This window comes from Mesorhizobium sp. CA7 (assembly GCF_020165015.1).
Lineage (GTDB): Bacteria > Pseudomonadota > Alphaproteobacteria > Rhizobiales > Rhizobiaceae > Mesorhizobium.
On sequence record NZ_JAIUHH010000002.1, the window covers coordinates 20,498 to 41,234 of the forward strand.

Genomic DNA, 20,737 nt, shown 5'->3' on the forward strand with positions numbered 1-20,737 from the left:
GACGCCGCGCCAAAATCCCGAATCCCTTATCCGTCCTGCTCACAGCAACCCTCTGCAACCGTCGCCGCGCGCCGTTCTAAGCCTTTCTTAAGGCGGGGTGTGGCATGACAAGGCGTAGTGTTGGGCCGAGTGTATGGGCAGAGCGAAGACCGAGAGCATCCCGGCGGACGTCTATATCCAGTTCGTGCGGGCATTGTTCGACAACGCCGGCATGGTGGCGATCGGCGGCGTATGCTACTGGATTGTCGGTTTCATGGTCTACCTGCGCACGCAGGATCTGCTTTATCTGGCCTTGGCTTTCGTTCTGCTATCGGCCAGCCTCTGGCGGTACTTCAGCATCCAAGGCTTCCACAGAGCGGGCGGCACCATAGCAAGTGTCGCAGAGGCAGAAGCGATAGAGCGCAACTACATTATCAAAGGCAGCGCCCAGGGCCTCGCATTGGGGTCATTCTGCTTCGTGTCGATCTACCTGCGTCCCGACCAGTTTGGTGAACTGGCGTCCGTGTCGTTGTCGTTGACGACCCTGGTAACGGTTGTCGGGCGAAGCTACGGGTCCATGCGCATGGTCCAGATTTTCTCCTTGACCCTCGTCGGGCCGGCGGCTCTTGCGCTCATCCTGCGCATGGATATGGCTTCTGTCGTCCTCGGCTTAATGATCATCCCGCTGACGTTCGTCACGATCAGCAGCGCTGACCATGTCCGCAACGTGCTCTTCTCCGCGGTCATTGGCCACAAGCAGGCGAGGAACCTGACGCGCCGGTTCGACCGCGCGCTCAACACCATGTCGCACGGCCTGGTCATGCTAGGCCCGGACGGGCGCGTCGCGGTGGCCAATGCCGAGGCTGCCCATCTGATGTCGCTGAAATCGTCCGAGGCGCTGCTCGGGCGCTCGATTCACAGCCTGCTGATGCGCGGCGTTGCCGGCGGCATGCTGGCGCCAAAGGACTGCCGCTACATCGAGGCGCAGCTGACGCGCGCCTTGCGCGAAGGCCGCGACCGCAAGGTGCTGGTTTCGCTTGCCAATGGCCAGCACTATGAATTTTCCGCGCGCGAAGGCAGTCAGGAATTGGGCGTCATCACCTTCGAGGACGTGACGGCCCGCGTCGAGGCGGAGGAAAAGATCCGCTTCATGGCGCGCTACGACAATTTGACGGGGCTGCCGAACCGCGCCTATTTCAACGAACTGGTCGGCGAAGCCATGGCGTCCGGCGACCGCGACCGGCTCTGCGGCCTCGCCGTGCTCGACCTCGACGATTTCAAGAGCGTCAACGACACACTCGGCCATCCAGTCGGCGATGGGCTGATCTATGCCTTGGCCGAGCGGCTGGCTGCGGTCGCTGGGCCAGGCATCAATGTCAGCCGTTTCGGCGGCGACGAGTTCATGGTCTTCTTCGACCGCATCGAGGACGAGAGCCATCTCAACGATTTGCTCGACGAGATCTTCGTCAACCTGCAGGGGGAGGTGGATGTCGCCGGTCACAGCCTACGCATCCAGGCCAGCGGCGGCGCCGTGTTGTCCAGGGTCGAAGACACCGATGTCGACGCCATGATCGTCAAGGCCGACCTTGCCCTCTACAAGGCCAAGGAGCTCGGCAAGAACAGCTGGCGGCTGTTCGAGGCATCAATGGATGCCGCGTTCCGCAGTCGCCAGCTGATGAAGGCCGACCTGCGCAATGCCGTGCAGGCCAGGGAGTTGCGCGTCGTCTACCAGCCGATCGTGGCCATCAGCACCATGCGCATCGCCAGTTGCGAGGCGCTCTGCCGCTGGGACCATCCCGATCTCGGCCCGATCTCGCCCAGCGTCTTCATCCCGCTCGCCGAGGAGATGGGCATCATTGCCGACATCAGTACTTTCGTGTTGCAGGCGGCCTGCGCCGAATGCGCCAAATGGCCGACGCAGACCAGCGTATCGGTCAACCTTTCGGCCAAGGATTTCCGCAACCGCGATGTCGTGCAGAAGGTTCGTGACGCGCTGGCGGCGTCAGGCCTTGCGCCGCACAGGCTCGAAATCGAGGTCACCGAGACCGCCTTGCTCGACGACAAATCGCTGACGCGCGAGCTGATCGAAGAGATGAAGACGCTTGGCGTCCGCATTGCGCTCGACGATTTCGGCACCGGCTATTCCAGCCTCAGCTATCTGCACAAGCTGCCGCTCGACAAGATCAAGATCGATCGCTCCTTCCTGATCGATTTGAACCAGAACCGGCAGTCGCTCGATCTTCTGAAGGGCATCGTCGGCCTGTCCCGGACGCTGGGTCTTTCTGTCACCATCGAAGGGGTCGAAACCTTCGAGCAGCTGAAGACGCTGGTCCATCTGGTCAAGCCGGACTTCGTGCAGGGCTTCCTCTTCGGCGCCGCGCTCAGCGCGTCGGGCATCGAGACGATGTCGAGTGTCACGTGGCCGTTTGCCGCGGATCTGTATATCGCCGGCAAACGGACAGCCAGCTGAACGCTATTGCGTTCAAAAAACAGATCGAATGTTCACCCAATGAAAGGATGACAGCTCGGGCGCTGTCTAAATCCGCCACGTCCTGGTGCGCGCAGCACCTGATTTCAGAATCACCGCGGTGATCGCCGCCAGTTCGGATCAGACAACCCGGCTGCACGATCCTGCATTTTTCACATGAGATCGCCGAACGGTTCACGGCCGTTAAGGTTAACAACCGGTAAATCAGCGATATCGAATTTTCAGCTTGTGTCTCATTTCAACTCGAATAGCTTATTTATAAGCGGAATTCGAGGACAGACTATGGTTGTTGCTAGAAAGAGTGCGTCGGTCGACGCCAGCGCTAGAATCGACTCGGCGCTCAACCGATCCATGATGCAACTGCTGGACCATGTCGAATATCGTCTCATCACCGGGGGTGAAGATCAGGAGGCGATCTACCGGCTCCGCTACAATTCCTATCGGCGCTCAGGTATGTGTGGTCCGATCGCGAGCGGTATGTTCGAGGATCGCTGGGATAATCTGCCCAACGCCTACCGGTTCGGTGTCTATTGCTATGGCCAATTGGTCAGCACACTGCGCTTCCATTATATTACCAGCGAGTGTCCGTTCTCGCCCTCCGTCGACGCCTATCCGGAAATATTGAAGGAGCGGCTTGCGCGCGGAGAAACCTTCATCGATGGAACCCGGTTCGCAGCCGATCCTGCCAGCGCACCGTCGCCCGGAGTGATACCTTTCCTGACACTCAGGATTGCCATGGTCGCCTCCTGTTATTTTGGCCAGGACTCGGTACTGACGCCGGTCAAGATGGAGCATTCCGCTTTTTACGTTCGTTACTTTCAGGCCGTGCAGAGGACAGAGGCTAGAGTATTTCCGGGCGTTCTTCCCCCGCTCGCACTGTTCGAAATCCCGGCCGGCGAAAACATGCGCCTGACGCTCAAACGATTGCCGTTCTTCAGATCGACGCCGATGGAGCAGCGGATGATGTTCGGCAATCCGGCCATCAACCGGCTGACGCCCCTCACCATTCTGCCGACGGCGAAATACTACCGCGCCGCTGCCTGAACGCAGGCCATGAACCTTTCGCCGGCGGCGACGTTGTCAGAGCAATTCCAGGAAAAGTGTGAGCGGTTTTCCGTCCGGAATTGCGTCGATACAAGCTCCGCAGCCCGGTCTGCCCAGGCGATCGCGCCTGTCATAAGAAAGGATCCCGCATGACCATCCACTCGCTCGCGCTGACGCCGCTGATCTCGCTGATCGCCGGCGTGCTGATCCTTGTGATGCCTCGGCTCCTCAATTACATCGTCGCGCTTTACCTGATCGTTGTCGGCCTGCTCGGCCTTTTCCCCCATCTCGCCGGCTGAAATTCCGCGCCGGCCGCGTCGACATTGCGCGGCATTCGATTTCAACTTTCGTTTGAGGCTGTTGTCGCGGACTGTGCGGCAATAGCGCCATTGCTCTTGGTTCGGCTTTTCGCTATGTGCCTCGAAGGCATTTTCGAAGGGGTACTTCCATGGCTGATCACACGCCGACCGGTCCTGTCGAGCTGGGCGCGCAGATGGACTATGCCGAGCACGACCGTACCTACAAAGGCTTCCTCGGTCTTGCCAAATACGGCTCTCTGTTCTGTGCCGCCATCCTTATTGCAATGGCCTTCGGCTTCTTCGTCGGCGGCTTCTTCTCGGCGACCATCCTGTTCATCCTGATCATGGCCGTCGGCACTCTCATTCTGCGGTAGACTTCCCAAGCCCATTGCCCTCGACGTCGCCGGACGTCCGGCCGACGCCTTGCGCAGTCAAGGTTCCAGCCGAAAGGATCATCCGGTGGGACAAATCGTATTCATCCCTCGTGAGGTTGACCCGAGCGAGCCGCGCGTCGCGGCCTCGCCGGAGACGGTCAAGCGCCTGGCGGGTCTCGGCTTCGACGTGATCGTCGAGAAGGACGCCGGCCTCGGCTCACGCATTCCCGACCAGGATTTCACTGCTGCCGGCGGCGCGATCGGAACGGCGGCCGACGCCAAAAAGGCCGATGTGGTGCTGAAAGTGCGCCGGCCGACGGATGGCGAGCTCAGGGGCTACAAGCCGGGCGCCGCCGTCATCGCCATCATGGATCCTTACGGCAACGATGCCGCTGTCGCCGCGATGGCCAAGGCCGGCATCACCGCCTTTTCGATGGAATTCATGCCGCGCATCACCCGCGCCCAGTCGATGGATGTGCTTTCCTCGCAGGCCAACCTCGCCGGCTACCAGGCGGTGATCGACGCGGCCGCCGAATATGACCGCGCGCTGCCGATGATGATGACGGCGGCAGGCACAGTGCCGGCGGCGAAAGCCTTCGTCATGGGCGTCGGCGTCGCCGGCCTGCAGGCCATCGCCACCGCGCGGCGGCTAGGCGCCATCGTCACCGCTACAGACGTGCGTCCGGCGGTGAAGGAGCAGGTGCAGTCGCTCGGCGCCAAATTCCTGGCGGTCGAGGACGAGGAGTTCAAGGCGGCCGAGACGGCCGGCGGCTACGCCAAGGAAATGTCGAAGGAATACCAGGCCAAGCAGGCGGCGCTGACTGCCGAGCACATCGCCAAGCAGGACATCGTCATCACCACCGCGCTGATCCCTGGCCGTCCGGCGCCGAAGCTCATCTCTGCTGCCATGGTCGCCTCGATGAAGCCGGGCTCGGTGATCGTCGACCTGGCGGTCGAGCGCGGCGGCAATGTCGAGGGCGCCGTGCCCGGCAAGGTCGTGACGACGGAAAACGGCGTCAAGATCGTCGGCCATCTCAACGTGCCCGGTCGTGTTGCTGCTTCCGCCTCGCTGCTCTACGCCAAGAACCTCTACGCCTTCCTCGAGACGATGGTCGACAAGACCGCGAAGACGCTCGCCATCAAGCGCGACGACGAGTTGGTCAAGGCCACCATGTTGACTGACGCTGGCCAAGTCGTGCACCCGAATTTCGCCAAGGCGGCGCAAGAGCCGCGCGTCGAACCGGCCGCCGTTCCTGCCAAGACCATGGTCGCCGACGCCTCCAAGCCTGCTCCGAAGAAGGCGGCGGCAAAGAATCCTGCCGCTGCCAAGTCGCCCTCGTCTAAGTCGAAAGGGACCGCGTGATGGAACAGCTGCAGAAAGCCCTCGACCAGCTCGATCAGGCGACGGCCGCCGTCCGCCTTGCGGTGCAAGACCTGGCCAACGCGCCCGCCGGCGCCGAGGCTGCCGGCAACGCCGCGCATGCGCTTTCGGGCGGCGCCATTGATCCCTTCGTCTTCCGTTTCGCCATCTTCGTGCTGGCGATCTTCGTCGGCTATTATGTCGTCTGGTCGGTGACGCCGGCGCTGCACACGCCGCTGATGGCCGTCACCAACGCCATCTCCTCGGTCATCGTCGTCGGCGCGCTGCTCGCCGTCGGCATCGCCGCTTCCGGCCTGGCCGCGGGCTTCGGCTTCGTCGCGCTGGTGCTGGTCTCGGTCAACATCTTCGGCGGCTTCCTCGTCACCCAGCGCATGCTCGCCATGTACAAGAAGAAGGAAAAGTGACGTGAACGCCAACTTCGCTTCCTTCCTCTATCTTGTCTCCGGCATCCTGTTCATCCTGGCGCTGCGCGGCCTGTCGCACCCGACCACCAGCCGCCAGGGCAATCTTTACGGCATGATCGGCATGGGCATCGCCATCGCCACAACGCTGGCGCTGGCGCTGCCTTCGGCCGGCCGCTTCGGCCTGATCGTGCTCGGTCTCGCCATTGGCGGCGGCATCGGCGCCATCACCGCGCGTCGCATCGCCATGACCTCGATGCCGCAGCTGGTCGCCGCCTTCCACAGCCTCGTCGGCTTCGCCGCCGTGATGGTGGCGGCTGCCGCCATCTACGCGCCGGAAAGTTTCGGCATCGGCACGGCGGGCGACATCCACGCCCAGGCGCTGGTCGAGATGAGCCTGGGTGTCGCCATCGGTGCCATCACCTTCACCGGCTCGGTCATCGCCTTCCTGAAGCTCGACGGCCGCATGTCCGGCAAGCCGATCATGATCGGCGCCCGCCACTTGATCAACATCGCGCTCGGCGTCGCCCTGGTGGTGCTGATCGTGCTGCTCGTGACCACCGAGTCCAAGCTCGTCTTCTGGCTGATCGTCGCCGCCTCGCTGGTGCTCGGCGTGCTCTTGATCATCCCGATCGGCGGCGCCGATATGCCGGTCGTGGTGTCGATGCTGAACTCCTATTCCGGCTGGGCGGCGGCGGCACTCGGGTTCACCCTCGGCAACCTGGCGCTGATCATCACCGGCGCGCTGGTCGGCTCGTCGGGCGCGATCCTGTCCTACATCATGTGCAAGGGCATGAACCGGAGCTTCATCTCGGTCATCCTCGGCGGCTTCGGTGGCGAGACGGCCGCGGTGGCCAGCGACGGCATCGAGCGCACCGTCAAGCAGGGCTCGGCCGACGACGCGGCTTACCTGATGATGAACGCGCAGAAGGTCATCATCGTGCCCGGCTATGGCATGGCGGTCGCCCAGGCGCAGCATGCGCTGCGCGAAATGGCCGACAAGCTCAAGGCCAACGGCGTCGAGGTGAAATACGCCATCCACCCGGTCGCCGGACGCATGCCCGGCCACATGAACGTGCTTCTGGCCGAGGCCAACGTGCCTTATGACGAGGTGTTCGAGCTGGAGGACATCAACTCGGAATTCGCGCAGGCCGACGTCGCCTATGTCATCGGCGCCAATGACGTCACCAACCCGTCTGCGCGCGACGACAAGTCCTCGCCGATCTACGGCATGCCGATCCTCGACGTCGACAAGGCCCGCACCTGCCTCTTCGTCAAGCGCTCGCTCGGTTCCGGCTATGCCGGCATCGACAACACGCTGTTCTACAAGGACGGCACCATGATGCTGCTCGGCGACGCCAAGAAGATGACCGAGGAAATCGTCAAGGCGATGGATCACTGAGCGTCATGGCAGGCATCAAAAAGAAAGGCCCGACAGCTGTCGGGCCTTTCTTTTTGAATCTGTAAAGGCGCGCTCAGATATCCAGATTGGCCACCGACAGCGCATTGTCCTGGATGAACTCGCGGCGTGGTTCCACCTCGTCACCCATCAGCCGCGAGAACAGCGAGTCGGCGTCGGTCGCGTCGTTGACCTTGACCTGCAGCAGCGAGCGCACATTCGGGTCCAGCGTGGTTTCCCAGAGCTGCTCGGCATTCATCTCGCCGAGACCCTTGTAGCGCTGCATGGTGAGGCCCTTGCGGCCTGAAGCGAACACTGCGTTGAGCAGCGCCAGCGGCCCCGAGAGGAGTTCCGAGGTCTCTTTCCGACGCAAGGCAGGCTGCTCGCCATAGACTTCTGCCAGGCGCGCTGCGTAGCGGTCGAGCTGGCGCGCATCGGCCGAATTGATCAGCCCGGCGTCGAGCTGGACCACATCCTTCACGCCGCGCACGGTGCGCTCGAACACATAGCCGCCCGAACCGTCATTGGACGTCGACAGCCTGCCGGTCCAGCCGCGCTCGGTCTCCTCGGCGATCATGTCAAGCCGCTTCGCGACGCGCTCGGCCATGGCATTGGCGCGGCCCAGATCGGCAAGCAGGTCGGGATTGAGCGCGCCGGCGATCGCCGCCTGCTCGACGACGCTGCGATTATAGCGCGTATGCAGCCCGTTGATTAGCTGGCGCACCGAAAGCGCGTCGTCGACCGAGGCGCGCAGGTCCTGTCCTGTCCGTACCTCGCCGGAGGCCAGCACCAGCGAGGCCTCATCCAGTCCGGACCCGATCAGATATTCCTCATAGGCGCTTTCGTCCTTGAGATATTGCGAGCTCTTGCCCCGGGTCACTTTGTAGAGCGGCGGCTGGGCGATGTAGAGATGGCCGCGCTCGATCAGCTCCGGCATCTGCCGGAAGAAGAAGGTGAGCAACAGCGTGCGGATGTGGGCGCCGTCGACGTCGGCGTCCGTCATCAGAATGATCTTGTGGTAGCGCAGCTTGTCGGCATTGAACTCGTCCTTGCCGATCGAGGTGCCGAGCGCGGTGATCAGCGTGCCGATCATGTCCGAAGAGAGCATGCGGTCGAAGCGCGCCCGTTCGACATTGAGGATCTTGCCGCGCAGCGGCAGGATCGCCTGGTTCTGGCGCGAGCGTCCGCCCTTGGCCGAGCCGCCGGCCGAATCGCCCTCGACAATGAAGATTTCCGACTTCGCCGGATCGCGCTCCTGGCAATCGGCGAGCTTGCCGGGCAGCGAGGTGACGCCGAGCGAGCTCTTGCGGGTGATGTCGCGCGCCTTGCGCGCGGCCTCGCGCGCGGCCGCCGCCTGGATCACCTTCTCGACCACCACCCTGCCTTCGCTCGGATGCTCCTCCAGCCAGGTGCCCAGCGCCTCGTTGACCAAGCTCTCCACCACCGGTCGGACCTCGGACGAAACCAGCTTGTCCTTGGTCTGCGAAGAGAATTTCGGGTCCGGCACCTTGACCGATAGAACGGCGGTCAGGCCTTCGCGGCAGTCGTCGCCGGTCAGCGAGACCTTTTCCTTCTTGGTCTGGCCGGACGATTCGCCATAGCCGGTGATCTGCCTGGTCAGCGCCGCGCGGAAGCCCGCCAAATGCGTGCCGCCGTCGCGCTGCGGGATGTTGTTTGTGAAAGCCAGCACGTTCTCGTGGTAGCTGTCGTTCCACCACATCGCGACTTCCACGGTGATGCCGTCGCGCTCGGCGCGGATGGCGATCGGCGTTTCGATCAGCGGCTTCTTCACCCGGTCGAGATATTTGACGAACTCTTCCAGGCCGCCGTCGTAATGCAGCTCGTGGCGCACCAAGTCGGCATGACGCGCGTCGGTCAGCACGATGCGCACGCCGGAATTGAGGAAGGCGAGCTCGCGCAGCCGGTGCTCCAGCGTGCCATAGTCGAATTCGACCATGGTGAAGGTCTCGGCCGACGGGAAGAAGGTGATCTCGCTGCCGCTGCGGCCCTCGTAGGTGCCGGGCTGTTTGTTCTGCTCATATGTGCCCGTCACCTTCAACGGCGCGTCGGCATTGCCATGCGTGAAGCTCATCTCGAAGATTTCGCCGTTGCGGCGGATCTTGAGCTTGAGCCATGCGGAAAGCGCGTTGACCACCGAGACGCCGACGCCGTGCAGACCGCCGGAAACCTTGTAGGAGTTCTGGTCGAATTTGCCGCCGGCATGCAGCTGCGTCATGATCACTTCGGCAGCCGAAACACCCTCTGAGGAGTGGATGTCGGTCGGAATGCCGCGGCCATTGTCGATCACGGTGACGGAACCATCCGGGTTGAGCGTCACCGAGACGAGGTCGGCATGGCCCGCCAGCGCCTCGTCGATGGCGTTGTCCACCACCTCATAGACCATGTGATGCAGGCCCGAGCCGTCATCGGTATCGCCGATATACATGCCTGGACGCTTGCGAACGGCATCCAACCCCTTCAAAACCTTGATGGAATCGGCGCCGTACTCGGCTTCCACGCCAATGGCGCTTTCGGTCTGGTCGCTCATGAATACCTGTCTGATTGATGTCGATGGTCCGGCACGGGAAAGTCACCCCGAATCGCGCCGTTTTGATGTCCTAGATATAGGCGCAAACGGCTGGTTTTCCAAGGTTTGCGGCCATTTTGCCGGCTTGGCGAGAAGCCTTTCATTCACCCCAGCCGACGGACCGGCAAGCTGGCTGAACGCGAGTCACATTTGGTGACGGTCGCGGACCTGCTCGGCCAGATGGACGCCCGCTTCGTCGGACACTACATTCGGCTGTCAGCGGAGCATGCTTCATGGACACCAAGCCCGCCCCTTTCGTGCCGCCGGCGCCGACGCCGCGCACAACGCCGCCTTCGACGCTGGAGATGATGCGCATCGTCTACCGCAATCCGCTCGAGCTGTGGGGCGAGCATACCTACAACGAGCCCTGGATCTCGGTGACCGGCATCGGCGGCCCTCTGGTCATCGCCAACGATCCCGGCCTCATCCGCCATGTGCTGATCGATAACGCCAGGAATTACAAGATGGCGACTGTGCGCCAGCTGATCCTGCGGCCGATCCTGCGCGACGGGCTGCTGACCGCCGAAGGCGAGGTCTGGAGGCGCTCGCGCAAGGCGATGGCGCCGGTGTTCACACCGCGCCACATCTTCGGCTTCGCCGGGCCGATGCTGAAGCGCACGCTGGATTTCGTCACCCGCTACGAGGCCGGCGGCATGACCGATGTCGCGCATGACATGACGCTGCTCACCTACGACATCCTCGCCGAAACGCTGTTTTCCGGCGAGATCGCCGGCGAGCCCGGCAGCTTCGCCAAGGAGATCGACCGGCTGTTCGAAACGATGGGCCGCGTCGATCCGCTCGACCTGTTGCGCGCGCCGGAATGGCTGCCGCGGCTAACCCGCATCCGCGGCCGCAAGACCATGGCCTATTTCCGCAATATCGTGGCCAACACAGTGAAGATGCGCGAGGAGCGGCTGAAGCGCGATCCCGACGGCGTGCCGCAGGATTTTCTCACGCTTCTGCTGCGCGCCGAGGGGCCGGACGGGCTGACCCGCGCCGAAGTCGAGGACAACATCATCACCTTCATCGGCGCCGGCCATGAGACGACCGCGCGGGCGCTGGGCTGGACGATCTATTGCCTCGCCGGGGCGCCCTGGGAACGCGACAAGATCGAGCAGGAGATCGACGCCGTGCTGGCGCGCGAACCCGATCCGACCAAGTGGCTGGATGCCATGCCGCTCACCCGCGCCGCTTTCGAGGAGGCGCTCAGGCTCTATCCGCCTGCGCCCTCGATCAACCGCGAGCCGATCGAACCGGAGACCTGGAACGGCTTATATATTCCGAAATACGCCGCCGTGCTGGTGATGCCCTGGGTGGTGCATCGCCACCGCAAGCTGTGGGACAGGCCGAACGCCTTCCTGCCGGAGCGTTTCCATCCCAAAAACCGCGACAGGATCGACCGCTTCCAGTACCTGCCCTTCGGCGCCGGGCCGCGCGTCTGCATCGGTGCAAGCTTCGCCATGCAGGAAGCGATCATCGCTCTGGCGATCCTATTGTCGCGCTTCCGCTTCGACGCGACATCGCAGACCCGACCTTGGCCGGTGCAGAAACTCACCACGCAGCCGCAGGGCGGCCTGCCGATGCAGGTCTCCCGTCGCATCTAGAGGTTCGCTATCGGTCGGCGATCGGCCGGCGCTGCTGGAACTGTCCGGCGGCGCGGAAGCGCCAGAGATAGCTGGGCAGGATGGTGGCGATCGCCTGCGGCTGGATGCCGAGGCCGGCAAGCGTCCTGGCGGCCTTGGCGGCTTCGTCCGAGACGACATTGTGCTCGCGCAGCTGCAGCACCTGGTCCTGGGTCAGGAGCGGATTGGGTAACAGCTGCAGGATCGACGCCTGGATGTTCGCCACCCACCACGGTACCGGCACCAGCAACCGCCGGCGGTCGATGACCGCGAGCAGCTCTTCCATGCATTCCTTGAAGGTCAGCACCTGCGGGCCGCCGAGCTCGTAGATCTGGCCGCCCTTAATCTTGCCGTCGACCGAGCGCGCGATCGCCTCTGCGACGTCTCCGACATAAACCGGCTGCAGCTTATTCTGCCCGCCGCCGATCAGCGGCAGGACGGGCGACAGGCGCGCCATGCCGGCGAAGCGGTTGAAGAAGCGGTCCTCCGGTCCGAAATTGATCGACGGCCGGAATATGACGGCATCCTGAATCGTCTCGAACACTGCCCTTTCGCCCAGCGCCTTGGTGCGAGCGTACTCGGACGGCGAATTGAGATCGGCGCCGAGCGCCGAGATCTGGGTGAGGCCGGCGCCGACCGAGCGTGCGGCCTCGGCGACGGCGCGCGCGCCGAACTCGTGCACGGCGCCGAATTTCTGGCGGCCGGTCTCATGCAGGATGGCGACCAGGTTGACGACATGGTCGGCGCCCTGCACGGCGCGGTCGACCGACCAGCGCACGCGCACATTGGCCTGCACCGGCTGGATCTGCCCGACATTGCCCAGCGGCTGCACATGGCCGGCAAGGTCGGGCCGCCGGCAGGCGACCCGAATGCGATAGCCGCGCTTGGCCAGCGCCCGCACGACGTGGCGACCGACGAAGCCCGAGCCGCCGAAGACGACGACGAGCTTGGGGGTCTGCAGGATTTCGGTCATGACTGGCTCCGCGCGCAAATGCTTGGCTGAAGCCGTTTCTTAATCCGTTTCTCGCCAAAGGCAAAGAGCGACCGGAAGTCGCCGTCGGCTTGTTTTTGAACTTGCCCGGAATGCCTGCCCCGCCGCATTTGAGAGAACAGAAAACCCCGCCGAAGCGGGGTTTTCCGGGCAGTGTCCACACCGAAGCAGAGTCCAACGAGACGGCCTGACCTGAGACGGCATCAAGGTGGCGTGAAGCAAGCACGCCCGCCCCGCCCTGAACGCCCGGCGTGGCGCCGCCAGCCGCGAGCCGGACGAAGCCAATCGGGCGGCTCGCGGCGTGGGGTGCCGGACATGGGTCGTGCAGCGTCTAAAAAGGTTCAATCGCGGAGGGAAAAATCAGGCCGAATAACGCTCGGCGAATTCCGAAATGCGCTGCACCACTGCCCTCGACGTGGTGATGCCGCGCGCCTTTGCCTTCTCGGCGGCGTCAGCGCGCGAGCGGCCGGGGATGTGCACGCCATAGCGCCGCCGCAACCGCTCGAGCTGGTCCTTCATGCGCCGCTCGAAATTCGGGTCGAGCAGCTTTGGCTCGATGGCCAGAACGAAAAGGCCGGTGCCGGGGCTCTCCGCCCCATCGGTGAACCAGGGCGCGTCGAGCGACCAGTTGGCGCCGGAAATGCCCGCGGCCAGCACCTCGACCATTAAAGCGATGTTGGCGCCGCGCTGGCCGCCAAAGGCAAGCATGGCGCCCTTCATCGCCGCCGCCGGATCGGTGGTCGGGTTGCCGCTGGCATCCAGCGCCCAGCCTTCGGGGATCTTCTTGCCGTCCTCGGCCGCCTTGCGGATGTTGACGAAGGCGGTCGCGCTCGACGACTGGTCGATGATCAGCGGCGGCCCGTCGGCGGCGGGCGACGCAAAGGACATCGGATTGGTGCAATAGACCGGCTTGACCGAGCCCGAGCCGGCAAGCACCGCCGGTCCGTTGGTGGCGGCGAAGGAAACCAGCCCCTGGTCGGCCAGCCGACCGGTGAAATAGCCGAGCGCGCCGCATGTATAGGCGTTCTTCTGCGAGAAGATCGAGACCCCGAACAGTTTTGCCGCCTTGACCAGGTCGTCGATTGTGCGGTCGAAGCCGGTATGGGCAAGTCCGCCGCGCGCATCCGAAAGATAGACGGCGAGCGCCGGCCGCGTGATCGCCGGATCGGCGTTGCCGTCGATGCGGCCGGCTTCGAGCGCTTCCAGATAGTCGATGAAATGCGACAACCCCACCGTCGACAGGCCTTCGGCTTCGGCGGCGATGATCGACGCGGTCAGCGACTGTGCCGCCTCCTCATTGGCGCCGGCGCCAAGCGCCGCCATCCGGCATAGGCCTGTTGCCTGGGCGAGGGTGAGTTGCATCAGTGTTGCCCTGCAGCGAGTAGCGAATAGGGAATAGCGAGTAGGGGGAAATAAAGAAACTACTCGCTATTCGCTACTCTCTATTCGCTATCCGATCTTGACCGGAATCCGTGCCTCGATCCGACTGAAGACGAAGACCAGGATACCGGTGATCGTCATATAGATCAGCGCCAGCAGCAGCAAAGGCTCGTAGGTCAGATAGGTGTCCTGGCGCACCTTGGAGGAGACGGCGAAGATATCGATGACGCTGATCGTCGCCACCAGCGGGGTCGATTTCAACTGCAGCACGGTCTCGCCGGTCAGCGTCGGCAGCGCACGGTAGAAGGCCTGCGGCAACCAGATGCGCCGGAAGATTTTCCAGCGGCTCATGCCGAACGCGCGGGCCGCCTCCAACTGTCCGCGCGGCACGCCGGCGAAAGCGCCCCGCATCACTTCACCCTCATAGCCGGCGAAGGAGAAGGTCAGCGCCACCACGCCATATGGCCAGGCCTGCCTGAGATACGGCCAAAGCCACGATTCGCGGATCCATGGATATTGCGGAAAGATCGAGCCGAGGCCGTAATAGAGCAGCCAGAGCTGCAGGAGCAGCGGCGTTCCCCGGATGATGGTGCAGAAGACCTTCGCCGGTGCCGAGAACCAGATCGGTCCGCCTGCCTGGGCGAGCCCGAGCGGCACGGCCAGCGCAAAGCCCAGCGCGCAGGTCACGGCGAGGATCCAAAGCGTCCGCCAGATGCCCATCAGGCCCATTTCCCAATATTGCGGCAGCCAGTCCCAGCGCATGAAGACGGCGGCGCACAGAACCAGCGCCAGCCCGATCAGGATCAGCACGATGCGGTGCGGCTTGAGCCAGATCGAGGCGCGCGCCGCCATGTGAATCGCGGAGGCTTCGGCGGACATCAGCGCGCCTCCCTGACGGAGGGCATGCCGCGCCGCGACCAGGCCTCGACGCGGCCGATGATCAGGTTGGAGAACAGCGAGAGCGCGAGATAGAGCGCGCCGGCCGCAAGGTAGAAAAGCAGGTAGGCCTTGGTCACGCCGGCCGCCTGGCGCGTTGCGAGGGTGAGTTCGAAGAAACCGACGACAGCAAGCAGCGCTGTGTCCTTGGTCGCGATGAGCCACAGATTCGCCAGGCCGGGGATGGCGAAGGGCAGCATGGCCGGCACAGTGATGCGTCGCAGCATCAGGCCCGCCGACATGCCGTAGGCGCGGGCGGCCTCGATCTGGCCTTGCGGGATGGCGAGGATGGCTCCGCGGATGACTTCGGTCGAATAGGCGCCCTGGACGAAACCCAGCACGAAAATGCCGGCCGCGAGCCCGCTGATGTCGACTCGGCTGTAGCCGATCGCCGTCAGCACCTGGTTGATGAGGTCGGTGCCGGCGTAATAGAGCAGCAGGATCAGCACCAGTTCCGGCACGGCGCGCACGACCGTCGTGTAGACCGCGAGCAGATCGCGCGTCACCGGGCCGCCATAGAGCTTGCCGAACGCGCCGGCGGTGCCGATCATGAGGCCGAGGCAGGTCGCGCCTATGGCGATCTCGATCGAATGCAGCAGGCCGACCAGCAGCGTGCCGCCCCAGCCGGGCGCCACGGGCGACAGGAGTTCGATGATGCCGGCCGCGGAGGCCGGAAGAAAGGCGTCGATCAGCTTCGTCCCCGGATTGCTGGCGAGCCGCCGATGGTCAGGTCAGCGGCGGGCACGCGTGGCAAGATCGGGCATGGCGCGGACGCCATGCCCTCACTCATTTCGAGAGGGCTCAGTTCGACTGCGTGGCGCCGCCATAGATGTCGAAGTCGAAATATTTCTTCGAGATCTCGTCATACTTGCCGTTGGCGCGGATCGCCTTGATGCCGGCGTTGAACTTTTCCTTGAGCGCGGTGTCTTCCTTGCGGATACCGGCGCCGACACCCGGGCCAAGCACTTCGTCGTCGGGCGCCACCATGCCCTTCAGGTCGCAGCAGGCCTTGCCCTGGTCCGACTTCAGGAATTCGCCGAGCGCGATCGAGTCGGCCTGCACCGCGTCGATGCGGCCAGCGGCCAGATCCTGGTTGGCTTCATCCTGGGTCTGGTATTCCTTGATTTCCTGCGCGCCGGTGAAATGCTTCTTCGCGTACACGGCATGCACGGTCGAGACCTGGACGCCGATCACCTTGCCCTTGAGATCGTCCGGCGTGGCGCCGAACTTCTGGTCCTTCGGCCCGATGATCGCGGTCGGCGTGTTGTAGTACTTGTCCGAGAAGTCGATCGTCTTCTTGCGCTCGTCGGTGATCGACATGGAAGAGACGATGGCGTCGATCTTCTTGGTCGTCAGAGCCGGGATGATGCCGTCCCAGGCCACCGGTGTGATCACGCAGTCAAGTTTCTCTTCGGCGCAGACGGCGTTGACGAAGTCGATCTCCCAGCCCACCCATTTGCCGCTGGCGTCGGGCGAGGTGAAGGGCGGGTAGGGTTCGGCGGCGACGCCGATCTTGACCTGCTCGGCCTTGGCCACTCCGCCCATCGCCGCGACGCCGAGAAGCAGCGCGGCGGCAAATGTCTTGAGAACAGTCTTCATGTCAGGACTCCCAGTTTGTTGTTGTTCCCGGTTTTTCGCTCCGCTTGATGCCGGCACCTAGCCGACATTGCGGAGGAATTGCTTGAGCCTTTCGGATTTGGGCGCGCCGAACAGCTGTTCCGGCGGACCTTCTTCCTCGACCAGCCCGTTGTAGAGATAGACGACATGCGTCGCGACCTCGCGGGCGAACTTCATTTCATGCGTCACCAGCACCATGGTGCGTCCCTCGCGCGCCAGGTCGCCGATGACTTTCAGCACTTCGCCGACCAACTCGGGATCGAGCGCGGAAGTCGGTTCGTCGAACAGCATGACGCGCGGATTGATCGCCAGCGCGCGGGCGATCGCGGCCCGCTGCTGCTGGCCGCCGGACAGGAAAACCGGATAGACGTCGCGCTTCTCCGCCAGCCCGACGCGGGCGAGCAGCTTCTCAGCCTGGGCGATCGCTTCGCCGCGCTTGACGCCAAGCACATGCACCGGAACTTCGATGACATTCTCGATCAGCGTCATGTGGCTCCACAGGTTGAAATTCTGGAAAACCATGCCTAGCCTCGAGCGAATGCGCTCGATCTGCCTGCGGTCGGCCGGAACGGTGTGTCCGTGGCTATCGGCCTTGAGCTTGATCTCCTCGCCATTGACCCGGATGATGCCGCTTGTGGGGTTCTCCAGGCAGTTGATGCAGCGTAAGAGCGTCGACTTGCCGGAACCGGAGCCGCCGATGATGGCGACCACCTCGCCGTCGCGCGCCGACAGCGAAACCCCCTTCAGCACGTGCAGCTGGCCGAACTTCTTGTGCAGGTTTTCGACGTGGATGGCTTCGGCGGCGCCGTTCTGCGCCTCACCGGATTGGACTGCGGCAGCTGCTGCAGCGCTCACCGGGTGACCTCTATCTGGCCGACTGCAAGTCGTCGAACGTCTATCCGGCTAATCAACATACGCTGCACTGACCCGCTCCAGACTTCAGCATGGACCCGACAGCGCGAGCCCGTCAATCCCGCTCATTACGGCACTTGCGGCCTTGTTGCGCAAGTGTATAAATAGCCTTTCATGAAATTTTCACGATTTTTTTCATCTTAAAAGGGCATCGATGAGCGCTTTCGGGTCACAGTCCATGGCGGCGCCGCTGCGGCGCGTGCTGATGCGGTCGGCGGCCAACGCCATGCGCGACGCCGACAGGGCGGCCTGGCACTATGGCCCGGGATTCAACCCGGCGAAAGCAGCCGTGCAGCATGCGGCCCTTGCCGACATGGTGGCGGCTTCCGGCGCCGAGATCGAATGGATCGAGGACACGGCCGACGGCCTTTCGGATTCGGTGTTCACGCATGACCCGTCGCTGATGACCGACCGCGGCGCGCTGATCCTGTCCATGGGCAAGCCACTGCGCGCCCGGGAGCCCTCGCTGCATGAGGAAACCTATAAGAGACTGGGCATTCCGGTCCTCGGTCATGTCGAGGCGCCTGGTCAGGTCGAAGGCGGTGACTGCGTATGGGTGGATGCCCGCACGCTGGCGATCGGGCGCGGTGTGCGCTCGAACCAGGAAGGCATCCAGCAGGTTTCCAACCTGCTGACGCCGCTGGGCATTTCCGTGTACGGCTTCGATCTGCCGCTGTGGCAGGGCGAAGAGGCGTGCCTGCATCTGATGTCGGTGATCAGCCCGCTGGCCGACGACCTGGCCCTGGTCCATTCGCCGCTTCTGCCGGCGGCGTTCTATCAGATGCTGAAGGCGCGCGGCATCCGACTGGTCGAAGGCGACGCCGAAGAGTTCGCCGCTTCCAACGGCCTCAGCCTGAACGTGCTGCCGACCAGCCCGCACAAGGTCATCGCCGTTGCGGGTTTTCCCAAGACCAAGGCCGCGATGGAAGCCGCCGGCTGCACGGTCGAGACATTCGAAGCGGATGCGCTCTGCATCGCCTGCGAAGGCGGGCCGACATGCCTGACGCGGCCGATCCTGCGCCAATGAATGCGCGCCGCAAGTTCCGCCGCGAGGGCGAGGAGCGGCGGCGGCAGGATCTGATCGATGCGACGCTGGACAGCGTGGCGGAATATGGACTTCAGGGCGCCACCTTGCGCACCATCGCCTTGCGCGCCGGCGTCACCGCCGGGCTGATCCGGCACTATTTCCCCGGCAAGGAAGAATTGCTGCAGGAAGCCTATACGGCGCTGGTCGGCCGCATGACCGAGCAGGCGAAGGCGGCATTGGTCATGGAAGACGCCTCGCCTCGCCAACGCCTCGCGGCTTTCGTCACCGCCAACCTCAACGCGCCGATCGTCGACCGGCGGGTGTTTTCGCTCTGGGCAACCTTCCTTGGCCGCGCCAATGCGGATCCGGCGCTCGCCCGTGCCCATCGCGAAGGCTATCTCGGCTTTCGCGACGAGGTGGAAGCGGTCGTTGCCGAGGTGCTCGCCGCCGAGCGGCGCAAGCCGGACGCAGGCGAACTGCGTCGCCATGCCATCGCGATCAACGCGATCATCGACGGGCTTTGGATCGAAGGCTGCCTGGCAGCAGAGATGTTCTCGCCTGGCGAATTGGCGGCGATTGGCGTCAAAGCCATAGAGGCCGAGCTCGGCTTGGCGCCGGAAAAGGGAGGAAACCAATGACCACCATCGGCGAGGCGCTGATCAAATTGCTCGAGGCGCATGGCGTCGACACCGTCTTCGGCATTCCGGGCGTGCATACGGTCGAGCTCTATCGCGGCCTGGCGGGCTCGAAGATCCGCCATGTCACGCCGCGCCACGAGCAGGGCGCCGGTTTCATGGCCGATGGTTACGCGCGCGCCGGCGGCCGTCCCGGTGTCGCCTTCGTCATCACTGGGCCGGGCCTCACCAACACCATCACCGCCATGGGCCAGGCGCGCGCCGATTCGGTGCCGATGCTGGTCATTTCCGGCGTCAACGCCACCGACACGCTGGGAAAAGGGCTGGGCTTCCTGCATGAGCTGCCTGACCAGCGCGGCATGATGGAGAAGGTGGCGCTGTTTTCCGAGCGCATCACCGAGGCCGGGCAGTTGCCTGGCGCGCTCGCCCGCGCCTTCGCCGTTTTCTCCTCCTCACGCCCGGGTCCGGTCCATATCGAGATCCCCACCGACGTCATGGTCAAGCCCGCCGATGGTGTTGCGGCCGTCCTTAGCAATGCCGCGCCGCCCGCTCCGGAGTTGGCGGCGATCGCCGAGGCGGCACGGCTTTGCAGGGCCGCACGCCGTCCGCTGATCCTTTCAGGCGGCGGCGCCAAGAAGGCCGATGCGGCGCTGCGGCGTCTGGCCGAGATGCTCGGCGCCCCCGTGGCCGAGACCGCCAATGCGCGTGGCCTGCTGCACGGCCATCCGCTGTGCGTGCCGGCGAGCCCCAGCCTCAAGGCCGTGCGCGCGTTGATGGCGGACGCCGATCTGGTGATCGCCGCCGGCACCGAGTTCGGCCCGACCGACTATGACGGTTATGGCGACGGCGGCTTCGTGCTGCCGCCGAGCCTGATCCGCATCGATATCGGCGCCGACCAGATTGCGCGCCGGCCGGTGACGGTTGGCATCCACGCGGATTGCGCGGAAGCGATCGAAGCTTTGCTGTCGGCAATCGGGCCGGGTCATGCTGTGGCGAAGGACGGCGAAGTCCGCGCGGCCGCTGCGCGGAAGGCAGCGCAAGCCGAGCTGAAGCCCGAATATCTGGCGCAGGTGCGCGCCGTGGAAGCGATCCGGGACGCGCTGCCGGGCGCCATCATCGTCGGCGATTCGACCCAGCCGATTTATGCCGCCAACCTCTATTACGACCACGACCGTCCCGGCGGCTGGTTCAACGCCGCGACCGGCTTCGGCGCGTTGGGCTACGGTCCGCCGGCGGCGATCGGCGCAGCACTTGCGGTGCCGGAGGCGCCGGTGGTGTGCCTCACCGGCGATGGCGGCTTCCAGTTCACCTTGCCGGAGATCGGCGCCGCGCTCGACGCCGAAGCGCCGGTAATCTTCGTCGTCTGGAACAATCGCGGCTATCGCGAGATCGAAACCTCGATGCTCGATGTCGGCGTCGAGCCGGTCGGCGTCTCGCCGGCACCGCCGGATTTCTGCAAGCTCGCCGGGGCCTACGGCATCGAGGCCGAGCGGCTGGCCGGGATCGGCGGTTTGGTGGAGGCGCTGAAGCGCGCACGGGCGGCGGCCAAGCCGCGCGTCATCGAAATCACCGTCGACTGAAGGCTCGTGCCACCGTTGCTCGGCCCATGCTGGCGCACCGCCAATTGGCATCGCCCGCCAAGGTCCGACGCATGCAAAGACGCTG

General features: G+C 64.2%; 18 protein-coding genes. 11 read left to right on the forward strand and 7 right to left on the reverse strand.

The window, feature by feature from the left end; translation table 11 throughout:
* Positions 1 to 133 precede the first annotated feature (133 nt).
* The 7 genes from LB552_RS04845 (at position 134) to LB552_RS04875 (ending at position 7,368) form a co-directional block, all read left to right on the forward strand.
* Complete coding sequence (locus tag LB552_RS04845; RefSeq protein WP_095769378.1) at positions 134 to 2,449, forward strand: putative bifunctional diguanylate cyclase/phosphodiesterase; 2,316 nt, start codon at positions 134 to 136, stop codon at positions 2,447 to 2,449.
* A 369-nt stretch (positions 2,450 to 2,818) separates the two neighbouring features.
* Entirely contained in the window at positions 2,819 to 3,511 is a 693-nt protein-coding gene (locus tag LB552_RS04850; protein WP_224602321.1) for an N-acyl amino acid synthase FeeM domain-containing protein, read from the forward strand.
* A 149-nt stretch (positions 3,512 to 3,660) separates the two neighbouring features.
* Complete coding sequence (locus LB552_RS04855; RefSeq protein ID WP_023729728.1) at positions 3,661 to 3,810, forward strand: DUF3096 domain-containing protein; 150 nt, start codon at positions 3,661 to 3,663, stop codon at positions 3,808 to 3,810.
* Positions 3,811 to 3,959: 149 nt separating this feature from the next.
* Positions 3,960 to 4,184, forward strand: coding sequence for an aa3-type cytochrome c oxidase subunit IV (locus tag LB552_RS04860; RefSeq protein ID WP_140545869.1), 225 nt, complete (start codon positions 3,960 to 3,962; stop codon positions 4,182 to 4,184).
* A gap of 85 nt (positions 4,185 to 4,269) precedes the next feature.
* Positions 4,270 to 5,547, forward strand: a complete 1,278-nt coding sequence (locus tag LB552_RS04865) for a Re/Si-specific NAD(P)(+) transhydrogenase subunit alpha (protein WP_224602322.1) — start codon at positions 4,270 to 4,272, stop codon at positions 5,545 to 5,547.
* Complete coding sequence (locus LB552_RS04870; protein ID WP_040974911.1) at positions 5,547 to 5,969, forward strand: NAD(P) transhydrogenase subunit alpha; 423 nt, start codon at positions 5,547 to 5,549, stop codon at positions 5,967 to 5,969. The genes LB552_RS04865 and LB552_RS04870 overlap by 1 nt, the downstream gene beginning before the upstream one ends.
* Position 5,970: 1 nt before the next feature.
* Complete coding sequence (locus tag LB552_RS04875; RefSeq protein ID WP_224602334.1) at positions 5,971 to 7,368, forward strand: NAD(P)(+) transhydrogenase (Re/Si-specific) subunit beta; 1,398 nt, start codon at positions 5,971 to 5,973, stop codon at positions 7,366 to 7,368.
* Between the two features lie 73 nt (positions 7,369 to 7,441).
* On the opposite strand, the gene gyrB is transcribed toward LB552_RS04875, so the two are convergent.
* Positions 7,442 to 9,913 carry a DNA topoisomerase (ATP-hydrolyzing) subunit B gene (gyrB, locus tag LB552_RS04880; protein WP_095769371.1) on the reverse strand — a complete coding sequence of 824 codons (2,472 nt, stop codon included), beginning with the start codon at positions 9,911 to 9,913 and terminating at the stop codon, positions 7,442 to 7,444.
* A 272-nt stretch (positions 9,914 to 10,185) separates the two neighbouring features.
* Here gyrB and LB552_RS04885 point away from each other — a divergent pair, with 272 nt between their 5' ends.
* Positions 10,186 to 11,556, forward strand: coding sequence for a cytochrome P450 (locus tag LB552_RS04885; protein ID WP_224602336.1), 1,371 nt, complete (start codon positions 10,186 to 10,188; stop codon positions 11,554 to 11,556).
* 7 nt (positions 11,557 to 11,563) lie between these two features.
* On the opposite strand, the gene LB552_RS04890 is transcribed toward LB552_RS04885, so the two are convergent.
* The 6 genes from LB552_RS04890 to LB552_RS04915 form a co-directional block, all read right to left on the reverse strand.
* On the reverse strand, positions 11,564 to 12,547 hold the full coding sequence (locus LB552_RS04890; protein ID WP_224602337.1) for a complex I NDUFA9 subunit family protein: 984 nt from the start codon (positions 12,545 to 12,547) through the stop codon (positions 11,564 to 11,566).
* A 378-nt stretch (positions 12,548 to 12,925) separates the two neighbouring features.
* Positions 12,926 to 13,927: an Ldh family oxidoreductase gene (locus tag LB552_RS04895; RefSeq protein ID WP_224602339.1), complete on the reverse strand. Its 1,002-nt coding sequence runs from the start codon at positions 13,925 to 13,927 to the stop codon at positions 12,926 to 12,928.
* An 87-nt stretch (positions 13,928 to 14,014) separates the two neighbouring features.
* Entirely contained in the window at positions 14,015 to 14,824 is an 810-nt protein-coding gene (locus tag LB552_RS04900) for an ABC transporter permease (RefSeq protein WP_095769367.1), read from the reverse strand.
* A complete protein-coding gene (locus tag LB552_RS04905; RefSeq protein WP_411965667.1) occupies positions 14,824 to 15,537 on the reverse strand; it encodes an ABC transporter permease in 714 nt (237 codons plus the stop codon). Before LB552_RS04905 ends, LB552_RS04900 begins: the two co-directional genes overlap by 1 nt.
* Before the next feature lie 145 nt (positions 15,538 to 15,682).
* The gene (locus LB552_RS04910) at positions 15,683 to 16,480 is read right to left on the reverse strand and encodes a transporter substrate-binding domain-containing protein (RefSeq protein ID WP_095769365.1); all 798 of its coding nucleotides are present in this window, start codon (positions 16,478 to 16,480) and stop codon (positions 15,683 to 15,685) included.
* A 57-nt stretch (positions 16,481 to 16,537) separates the two neighbouring features.
* Complete coding sequence (locus tag LB552_RS04915) at positions 16,538 to 17,353, reverse strand: ABC transporter ATP-binding protein (RefSeq protein WP_318012012.1); 816 nt, start codon at positions 17,351 to 17,353, stop codon at positions 16,538 to 16,540.
* A 211-nt stretch (positions 17,354 to 17,564) separates the two neighbouring features.
* Here LB552_RS04915 and LB552_RS04920 point away from each other — a divergent pair, with 211 nt between their 5' ends.
* From LB552_RS04920 to LB552_RS04930, 3 genes are read left to right on the forward strand one after another with little or no spacing between them, the layout of a single operon-like run.
* A complete protein-coding gene (locus LB552_RS04920) occupies positions 17,565 to 18,437 on the forward strand; it encodes a dimethylarginine dimethylaminohydrolase family protein (protein WP_224602341.1) in 873 nt (290 codons plus the stop codon).
* Complete coding sequence (locus LB552_RS04925) at positions 18,407 to 19,075, forward strand: TetR family transcriptional regulator C-terminal domain-containing protein (RefSeq protein WP_095769362.1); 669 nt, start codon at positions 18,407 to 18,409, stop codon at positions 19,073 to 19,075. Before LB552_RS04920 ends, LB552_RS04925 begins: the two co-directional genes overlap by 31 nt.
* Positions 19,072 to 20,652, forward strand: coding sequence for a 5-guanidino-2-oxopentanoate decarboxylase (locus tag LB552_RS04930; protein WP_224602343.1), 1,581 nt, complete (start codon positions 19,072 to 19,074; stop codon positions 20,650 to 20,652). Before LB552_RS04925 ends, LB552_RS04930 begins: the two co-directional genes overlap by 4 nt.
* Positions 20,653 to 20,737: the final 85 nt, after the last annotated feature.